This is a genomic window from Streptomyces enissocaesilis (assembly GCF_039533765.1).
GTDB lineage: Bacteria > Actinomycetota > Actinomycetes > Streptomycetales > Streptomycetaceae > Streptomyces > Streptomyces enissocaesilis.
The window spans coordinates 1-8,270 of sequence record NZ_BAAAUD010000037.1 but is presented as its reverse complement, the minus strand read 5'-3'; the positions used below and the strand labels follow the sequence as shown (position 1 = coordinate 8,270).

Genomic DNA, 8,270 nt, shown 5'->3' with positions numbered 1-8,270 from the left:
CGGCGTCCGCGGCCGCCCGGGACGCGCGCCGCGCGAGCGCCGCCGCCCAGGCGGTCGCCGCGACGGCGAGCGCGCCGACCCCGGCGCCGACCCACGCGACGGAGGCGTAGCCGGGGCCCGCGTCGATGGCCGCGCCGCCCAGCATGGGGGTGAGCGTGATGCCCACGTCGAAGGCCGAGGGGGAGAAGGCGGGGACCAGCGTCGGCGCGTCGGGCGCGAGGGTGAACACCCGTGACTGGCGTACGGGGTTGGTGACATGACCGGCCACGCCGAGGACGAGGACCAGCACGACGGTGAGCAGCGGGTCCGGCGCGGCGAGCGCGACGCCCGCCGAGGCGGGGGTGAGGGCGCCGGTACCGAGGTAGAGGGTGCGGACAGGGGCGCGGTCGGCTACGCGCCCGCCGATCGTCATGCCGATGGGCCCGCCGACTCCGTACAGCGGGAGCACGGCCGGAACCCAGCCCTCCGGCAGTCCGCCGACGTGGGTGAGCAACGGGGGCAGGTATTTTCCGGCCAGGACGGACTGCGGCCCGCGCGCGCGACCACCCGGTCCAGGAGCGGCGCGTCCCCGGGCACCTCGACGGGGGTCCCGAAGATCCCGTCGTCGCCCGGGGTGCCGCCCGTCGGCTCGAGCAACTCGTACGACGACCGCAGGGCGGCGGCGTCGGGCGCGTACGCCTGGCCGGTGGCGCGGGCCAGGTCCCAGCCGTGCACGACGACCTCGTTCAGGGCGACCTTCCCGGCGGTGCCGCCGGGCAGCGTGACCCCGCCCGCCCGCGTCGTGGCCTGCCAGGCGTCGGGGCTGCGCCAGGCGGCGGCGAGCTCGTCGAGCTGTCGCGGCAGGCGGGTGCGCCAGTCGTCGTCGAGTACGGGCAGGGCGGCGCCGGGGTCGGTGTCGGTCGACGGCCCCAGCTCCTTCCTCGCCGCGTCGCGGAAGGCGGCCGTGAGGCCGACGAGGTGCGCCAGGAGGTGGTGCACCGCGTACTTCTCGCAGGGAGTGGGGGCGGAAAGCTGCTCGTCCGTGATCCCGTCGAGCAGCCGGGCCACCTGCCGGACGGCCGGTTCGAAGTCGAGCAGGGGGTCGCTGGCGGTCATGGCACTGCCTCCGGTCTCCGGTGAGCCGACGATGTCTGCGCAGTGATGACCGCCGGCCGCTCCGGAACTCATCGGTGCGCCGGACGGGCCCGCGGGGAGGGGCGGACCCACCGGGCGGGACGGGCCCGCGGGAAGGAAGGGGCGGCGGGGATCACGCCGTGCGGGACGCCTCGAACGCGGCGCGGGTCAGGAACGCCAGCCGGGCCCGCTTCTCCGGCAGGAAGACCTCCGGCAGGTCGATCTCCGGCATGACGATCTCCGGCCCGATCACGAACCCCGCCCGCTCCAGCCGCGCCACCGCCTTCGTGTTGAGCGCGTCCGGTTCCGCCACGACCCGCTGGTGGTCCGGGTCCGCGAACACGAAGCCGAGCATCACGGCGAGAAGGTGCGCGGTGAACCCGTGCTCCGGGGCCGCGCCGCCGGCGGGCCCGATCAGCAGGTGCATCCCGAAGTCCCCCGGCCGGACGTCGTAGCACTCGCTGACCCGGTCCGCCTCGGGGTCGTACGTCTGGAAGAGCGCGGCCGGTTCGCCGTCCCGCAGGGCCAGGTAACCGTGGTGGGTGGTGAGGGAGTCCAGGTGCGCGTAGACCTCCTGGACCTGCTCGCGCGTCGCGTCGCCCATGCCCCAGAACCGGGCCCGCTCCTCGGTGACCCAGCCGTGCAGCAGCCCGGCGTCGCGCGCCGGGTCCACGGGGACGAGGCGGACCGTCCCGAACCCGTCGATCCTCTGCTCGTACACGGGCTCAGCGGTCACAGTCATGCGGACTCCTTGGTCAGACGGTTCCAGTCCGTGACCACGGGGACGAGTTCGCCCCGCAGCCACACCGGCAGTTGGTCATGGTGGTGGGCGTCGCCCGGGACGCCGGACGCGCCGAGCGGCACCACCCAGAGGCTGTCCTCGCGCCGTGCGAGGTCCCAGACGTAGCGGGCGGCCGGCCCGCGCGCGCAGCGGTCGGTGACGCCGGGGACGCTGGAGGTGGAGAGCACGCAGTCGTGGTCCCCGGCCACCCCCGGCCACCCCCCGGGCGGGGCGGAGGGCAGCGCCTGCCACGGTGCGAGGCGGTGCACGTCGCCCCAGGCGGCCGGTGGAGCCGGTTCCGTGGCGGCGGCGACCGCCTCGACCGCCGCCGCCACGACGGCGGGCCGGTCGATGCCGGGCAGCAGGTCCGTGGTCAGCAGGGTCTCCAGCGCGAAGCCGACGCGCGGTGTGAGCGCGAGCCAGGGCAGGAAGACCGGGGGGTACGCCGGGTCCGCCACCGGTTCGGTCAGGGCGGCCAGTTCCCGGTGGGCCGCGAACCGCCGCACCACCTCCGTCCGTACGGCGGCGTACACCGTCGCGTCGGTGCTGTCGGCCTCCATCCGCCGGTCCCAGCCCAGGAGCCGCTCCCGCAGCCGCGCGCCCCGCTCGCCGAGCCCCTCGAGACCGGCGATCATTTCCAGCAGGGGGCGGGCGGACGCGAGGTGGGTGTCGGTGTGGACGGCCGCCATGTCCCCGGCGGTCCACGCCTTCGACCCGTCGAGCAGCCGCCCGATGCGGTCGGCCCGGTACGGCGGGGCGAACTCCACGCCCAGCGGCCCGGCCAGGCCGCGCTGGTTGGCCATCACCGCGACGCCGTCGACCTCCGCGCGGGGCAGCGGCCGGTCCTCACCGCTCCAGGCGTACGCCGCCTCCCGGGCCGGCACGACCCGCAGCCCGTTGTCCCGGTGGCGCAGCGGCACCCGGCCCGCGACCCGGTGCAGCAGCCCGCCCCCGGTGTCGGCGGCCTGTACGACGTTGACGGGCTCGACCCACCGCTCGAACGCCCGGTCCACGTCGGCGACGGTGCGCGCCCTGAGCAGCGCGGGCAGCGCGGCGAAGCCGAGGTCCTCGTACACCCGCGTCGGGCAGCGGAGGCTGATCGTCACGGCTTCGCCGGGGCCGCCGATGACGACGGGCCCGCGCTCGGTCTCGACGACCTCGGTCTCGACCGGGTCGCCGCCCGCCACCTCGATGGTCTCGGTGTGGGCGGTGGCGGGCCGCCAGCCGTCCGGGCCGAGCGCCTCCACGCCCGCGCCGCCGGGCCCGCGCCGCAGCTCTTCCCGGTAGAGGTCCTGGTAGTCGGCCATGGCGTTGGTGATCGCCCAGGCCACGGTGGAGGTGTGGCCGAAGTGGGCCGTGCCGGGGACGCCGGGTACGGCCAGGCCCACCACGTCGAACTCCGGGCAGGCCAGGCGGACCTGCTGGTAGACCCCCGGGTCTTCGATGAACCGGTGCGGGTCGCCCGCGATGAGCGGCGACCCGGTGGCGGTGCGCTCCCCGGTGACGAGCCAGCCGTTGCTGCCGGAGGTGCCGGGCCCGTCCGTGGCGAACAGGGTGATCGCCTCGTCGCCGAGCCTGCGGGCGACCTCGTCGCGCCACAGCTTGGTCGGGAAGCCGGCGAAGAGGATGTGCGTGGACAGCCAGATCCCCAGCGGCGTCCACGGCTGCCACTCCCCCGGGACCAGCCCGGTGGCGGCGAACTCCGGCGCGCGGGCCGCCCCTCGGGCGAGGCCGTCGTTGACCCCGTCGACGTACCGCGTGACCCAGGCGGCCGTGTCCGCGTCGAGGGCGCGGAAGCAGCGTCGGGCGGTGTCGTCCAGCCGGGACCTCCGGGCGAAGACGTCCCAGTCGACGGCGTCGGGACCGAGGAAGGAGGCGGTGGTGCCCTGCGACCTGTGCCGCTCGACCTCGATCTGCCAGGCACGGTCGGTGGCGGCGTTGCGGCCCTGCGCGAAAGCGAGTTCGTACGCGCTGTCGGCGCGGAGATGGGGGATTCCCCAGGCGTCCCGGAAGACCTCGGTGCTCACTCTGTTCCCATCCAGATCCCGCTAGGCTTTTAGGTAAGGCTGACCTAACCTAATGGACGCCCGTCCGGGAAACAATCCGGGGTCCCCGCCGACATGGCCTGCGGGGCTTCCCCCGGTCGCCCCTTCCCGAACCGGGTCGGGCCCCGGGCGCCGGACGGTCCTGATGCGGCCGGACCGGGTGGGCCGCGCGCGGCAGCCCTTCCCCCCGTGCGGCAGCCGGACCCGACGGCGCGGCGGTCTCTCCGCCGTCGTCGACCGCGGCCCCGGCCGCTCCCCCGCCCACGCCGGCGCGGCCTACCCGGCGCAGGGCGCCGGTTCCGTGCTCACCGGGCTGCCGGCGGGCCCGCTGCCGCGGCTGCCGGAGCGGGTCCGCGCCACCGCCGGCATCGCGCTGTTCGCGGTGGCCGTGACCGCGCGCCCTGCCGTACGACGCGGTGGCCCTCGCCCTCGGCGCCGGCCCGATCGCGGTCGTGGACCACCGGGTGGGCGGCGGGACTGCGGACGGTCTGCGCCCTCATCGCCGCAGGGCGGCGCGCACGAGCCCGAGATCGGCGTCGGAGGCCAGTCCGGCGTGGTACAGGCGCAGTTCGGTCGCACCGAGCGCGGCGGCGCGAGCGGCGTCCTCGGCGAGCGTGCCGGGGCTGCCGCCCATCCCGGAGACGACGGTGAGGTTGGCGGCGACGACGGTCCCGGGGTCGGCGCGGTGCTCCACGAAGGGCGTGAGCAGCTCCGGGCCGCCCGTGCACGGCACGACCACGCCGTCCGCGACCCCGAGGACGTGCCGGGGTTCGACACCCGCGTTCGCCCCGCAGTGGTACGCCGACGGGTCGGCGTGCAGCAGCACGCGGAAGCCGGGGGGCGCGGCGGCCCGTACCGCCGCGACGGCCGATTCCTGGAGCGTACGGGCGGCCCGGGTGCGCCACGCGAGGGTCGCGGCGGCGAGCCCGGCGCCGATGAGCCTCTCGACGGCGGGCCACCCGGCTCCGGAGGCCCCGGCGGACCCCGCGCCCCAGACGGGCTCCAGGGCGCGGCGTACGGCTTCCCCCAGCTCGCCCGCGTCCGCCCCGGCCTCCGCGTACCCCGTGCGGCAGTCCGGGCAGAAGCAGAGCGACATCAGGTACTGGGCCGCGTCCCCGAGCGCCACCCCGGAGATCTTGTCGTGGGCGTGCAGGTGAGCGAGCCCGTACCAGCCGCAGGACTCCAGCTCGGTGCCGCGCGCGCCGGGCCGTACGGCCGCCTCCGCCGCCAGGTCGATCAGGTACGCCCGGACGGCCGGCCGGCCGATGCAGGGCGCCCAGGGGTAGCGGTCGCCGTACGCGTTGACGACGGAGGTGTCCGGGTGGTCGGCGCCCAGACGGGAGTTGTGGGCGAGGACGACCCAGGAGTGCACGTCGAGCCCGGCGGCCGCGAGCGCTTCGGCCGCCTCGCCGTACGGATCGGCGGTGGGCGCCCAGTCCCCGGCGGCGTACGGCCGCAGGCTCCGCCCCGACCAGCGGTCCTCGTCGACGGGGTAGAGCACGGCGGCGTGTCCGGCGGTGACGATCCGGTGGCGGGGGTGGCGCGGGGTCAGGGCGCGGGTCGAGTGGTAGGCGGAGGCGAGGGTGACCTGCTGGACGCCGAGGTCCGCGACGCGGGCCGCGGCGTCCGGGTCGCCGACGACGTCCCAGGGATAGAGGAAGGCCCCGGTCCTCATGCGCGTCATGCGCGCTCACCGCCGGCGCCGGCGCCGATCAGGGTCCGGCCGCGCTCGATCAGCTCGGCCAGCATCTCGACGTGCACGGGGTCGGGTTCGCTGAGCGGCGGCCGTACGGTGCCGACCTCCAGGCCGCCGAGCCGCACCCCCGCCTTGACGAGCGAGACGGCGTACCCGCGGCCGAGGTTGCGCAGTTCGGCGAGCGGGGCGTAGAAGCCGTCGAGCAGGCGGTTGACGGTGTCGTCGTCACCGGTGTTCAGGGCCCGGTGGAAGGCGAGCGCGATGTCGGGGGCGAAGCAGAAGACGGCGGAGGAGTAGAGGGTGACGCCGATGCCCCGGTAGGCGAGGCCGGTGAGTTCGGCGGTGGGCAGGCCGTTGAAGTAGAGGAAGGGGTGGCCGGGCAGGTCGCGGCGTACGGCGCCGACGATGCGCTGCATCAGGTCCAGGTCGCCGTGCCCGTCCTTGAGCCCGATGACGCCCGGCACCCGCGCGAGCGCGACGACGGTCTCGGGGGTGAAGACGGCGTTGTCGCGCTGGTAGACGATGACGTCGAGGGAGGTGGCGGCGGCCAGCTCGGCGTAGTGGCGCAGCAGCCCCTGCTGGTCGGCGGCCACGAGGTACGGGGGCAGGGCGAGCAGCCCGTCGGCGCCCGCTTCCTCGGCGGCCTTCGCGTACTGGACGGCGAGCGCCGTGCCGTATCCGGTTCCGGCGACGACGGGCACCCGGCCGGCCGCCTCTTCCACGGCGGCGNCGGCGCCGGCGTCGATGCCGGCGCGTACGTGTGCGCGGAACGCGCCGAGGTCGAGGCGGCCGGGGCCGTCGCCCGGTCCGTAGGCGGTGACGGGGAAGAAGAGCAGGCCGTCGAGTCGGCCGGCGAGCGGGGCTGAGGTCACGGGCGCTCCCTGTGCGTGCACAATTATGATCCGCGTCTATATCCCTGAACGCCGTCACGCTAGGGCAGCCGCCCGGAGCCGGTCAAGACGAAAAGCCGCGAGGCAGAGGCGGATTGGGCGCCTCCGCGCGACACTTGACGCGGTTCGGCACCACTCCTTAGCGTGTCCACGCATGTGAATACGGTCCACGGACGCGTCCGTGGACCGTGTCCTCCGCGGCCCATGCCGCCCCCTGCGTATCGCACACCGCGCACCGAGGAGACCCGCCGATGCCCGCACCCCGCACCGTCCTGCTGACCGGCGCCGCCGGAGGTCTCGGCACCCTGATGCGCGGACTCCTTCCGGCGTACGGCTACACGTTGCGCCTCTTCGACGCCGCCCCCATAGAGGGCGAGCCGGACGCGATCACCGCCGACCTGGCGGACAAGGAGGCACTGCGCGAGGCCGTGCGCGGGGTCGACGCGGTCATCCATCTGGCGGGCATCTCGCTGGAGGCGTCCTTCGAGAAGATCGTGCGCTCCAACATCGAGGGGACGTACAACCTCTACGAGGCGGCCCGCGCGGAGGGCGTCGGCCGGATCGTCTTCGCCTCCTCGAACCACGCGGTCGGCTTCACCCCCGTCCCCGCCGGGGAGGCACCGCTCATCCCGGTCGACACCCCGCACCGCCCCGACACCTTCTACGGCCTCTCCAAGGCATTCGGCGAGGACCTGGCACAGCTCTACTGGGACCGGCACGGCCTCGAAACCGTCTCGGTGCGGATCGGCTCCTGCTTCATGGAGCCCACCTCGGTACGGATGCTGTCGGTCTGGATGAGCCCCGGCGACGGCGCCCGCCTCTTCCACGCCGCGCTCACCGCCGGGGACGTGGGCCACACCGTCGTCTACGGGTCCTCCGCCAACACCCGCCTGTGGTGGGACCTGTCGTCCGCGCGGGCCCTCGGTTACGAGCCGCGGGACGACTCCGAGCGGTACGCCGAGAAGCTCCTCGCGGACCAGGGCGAACTCGATCCCGGCAACCCCGACCACGCGCACCTGGGCGGCCACTTCTGCACCAGCCCGCCCCAGTGGCCGTACTGAGATCCACACGGCCGCGCGGAAGGTTCCCGGCCGAGGCGGTGGCGGGACGATGGGGCGGCGGGCGGCCGGTCACGGCCCGCCGGACCGGGGCGTACCGGCACGGCAGGGAGCAGGCGGCGGAGAATCACCCGCACGGCGGGTGAGAGGGGACGGGTAAGGGAACGGCAAAGACGTGTCGGTCGTTAGCCCTGTCATGACCGCAATGACACCCGGCTCGAACATTCCGCTTCCCACCGCCCGCGTGGCGGTGGACGTTGCCGCCCCGGTGCGGCTCGACGTATCGGGCCTGCTGCTCACCGCCGACGGCAAGGTGCGCTCCGACGACGACTTCATCTTCTACAACCAGCCGACGGGGCCCGGTGTCACCTACCGCTCCGGCGGCGGCACCGCCCCCGACGCGATCGTGGTGGACACCTCGGCGGTCCCGCCGGGCATCGAGAAGATCGTGGTCACCGCGAGCCCCGACGCCGCGGGCCAGACCTTCCAGGGCATCGAGCCCACCGCCACCGTGCGGGGCGCCGACGACGGCGCCGCGATCGCCACGTTCACCCCGCCGCGGCTCGGCTCCGAGACGGCGCTGGTGATCGTCGAGATCTACCTCCGCAACGGCGCGTGGAAGGTGCGCGCGGTCGGCCAGGGATACGCGAACGGACTCGCCGGCATCGCCACGGACTTCGGTGTCTC

The 8,270-nt window shown here is 75.1% G+C and carries 7 protein-coding genes and 1 pseudogene; 2 read left to right on the top strand and 6 right to left on the bottom strand.

What is annotated here, in order from left to right; genetic code table 11:
* The 6 genes and pseudogenes from ABD374_RS17850 to ABD374_RS17825 all read right to left on the bottom strand — a co-directional run.
* Positions 1–412: pseudogene (locus ABD374_RS17850) on the bottom strand (Cmx/CmrA family chloramphenicol efflux MFS transporter); the annotation flags it as partial.
* Positions 409–1,095 (bottom strand): TIGR03086 family metal-binding protein, encoded by a 687-nt coding sequence (locus ABD374_RS17845; RefSeq protein WP_344496345.1) that lies wholly within the window; start codon positions 1,093–1,095, stop codon positions 409–411. The gene ABD374_RS17845 and the pseudogene ABD374_RS17850, both read right to left, overlap by 4 nt.
* A 151-nt stretch (positions 1,096–1,246) precedes the next feature.
* The gene (locus ABD374_RS17840; RefSeq protein ID WP_344496343.1) at positions 1,247–1,855 is read right to left on the bottom strand and encodes a GNAT family N-acetyltransferase; all 609 of its coding nucleotides are present in this window, start codon (positions 1,853–1,855) and stop codon (positions 1,247–1,249) included.
* Positions 1,852–3,921, bottom strand: a complete 2,070-nt coding sequence (locus tag ABD374_RS17835; protein WP_344496341.1) for a penicillin acylase family protein — start codon at positions 3,919–3,921, stop codon at positions 1,852–1,854. Before ABD374_RS17835 ends, ABD374_RS17840 begins: the two co-directional genes overlap by 4 nt.
* Positions 3,922–4,435: 514 nt before the next feature.
* Entirely contained in the window at positions 4,436–5,614 is a 1,179-nt protein-coding gene (locus ABD374_RS17830; RefSeq protein ID WP_344496347.1) for a hypothetical protein, read from the bottom strand.
* 5 nt (positions 5,615–5,619) lie between these two features.
* Positions 5,620–6,507 carry a 5-dehydro-4-deoxyglucarate dehydratase gene (locus ABD374_RS17825; RefSeq protein ID WP_344496339.1) on the bottom strand — a complete coding sequence of 296 codons (888 nt, stop codon included), beginning with the start codon at positions 6,505–6,507 and terminating at the stop codon, positions 5,620–5,622.
* Between the two features lie 269 nt (positions 6,508–6,776).
* Here ABD374_RS17825 and ABD374_RS17820 point away from each other — a divergent pair, with 269 nt between their 5' ends.
* Both ABD374_RS17820 and ABD374_RS17815 read left to right on the top strand, forming a co-directional pair.
* A complete protein-coding gene (locus ABD374_RS17820; RefSeq protein ID WP_344496337.1) occupies positions 6,777–7,586 on the top strand; it encodes an NAD-dependent epimerase/dehydratase family protein in 810 nt (269 codons plus the stop codon).
* Positions 7,587–7,779: 193 nt separating this feature from the next.
* Positions 7,780–8,270, top strand: a 491-nt coding sequence (locus tag ABD374_RS17815; protein WP_344496335.1) for a TerD family protein, incomplete at its 3' end; no start/stop codon positions are given.

Excerpts from the sequence above, each read along its gene's own strand:
- ABD374_RS17845 (WP_344496345.1), bottom strand. The coding sequence starts at position 1,095 with ATGACCGCCAGCGACCCCCTGCTCGACTTCGAACCGGCCGTCCGGCAG.
- ABD374_RS17820 (WP_344496337.1), top strand. The coding sequence starts at position 6,777 with ATGCCCGCACCCCGCACCGTCCTGCTGACCGGCGCCGCCGGAGGTCTC.
- ABD374_RS17830 (WP_344496347.1), bottom strand. The coding sequence starts at position 5,614 with ATGAGGACCGGGGCCTTCCTCTATCCCTGGGACGTCGTCGGCGACCCG.
- ABD374_RS17840 (WP_344496343.1), bottom strand. The coding sequence starts at position 1,855 with ATGACTGTGACCGCTGAGCCCGTGTACGAGCAGAGGATCGACGGGTTC.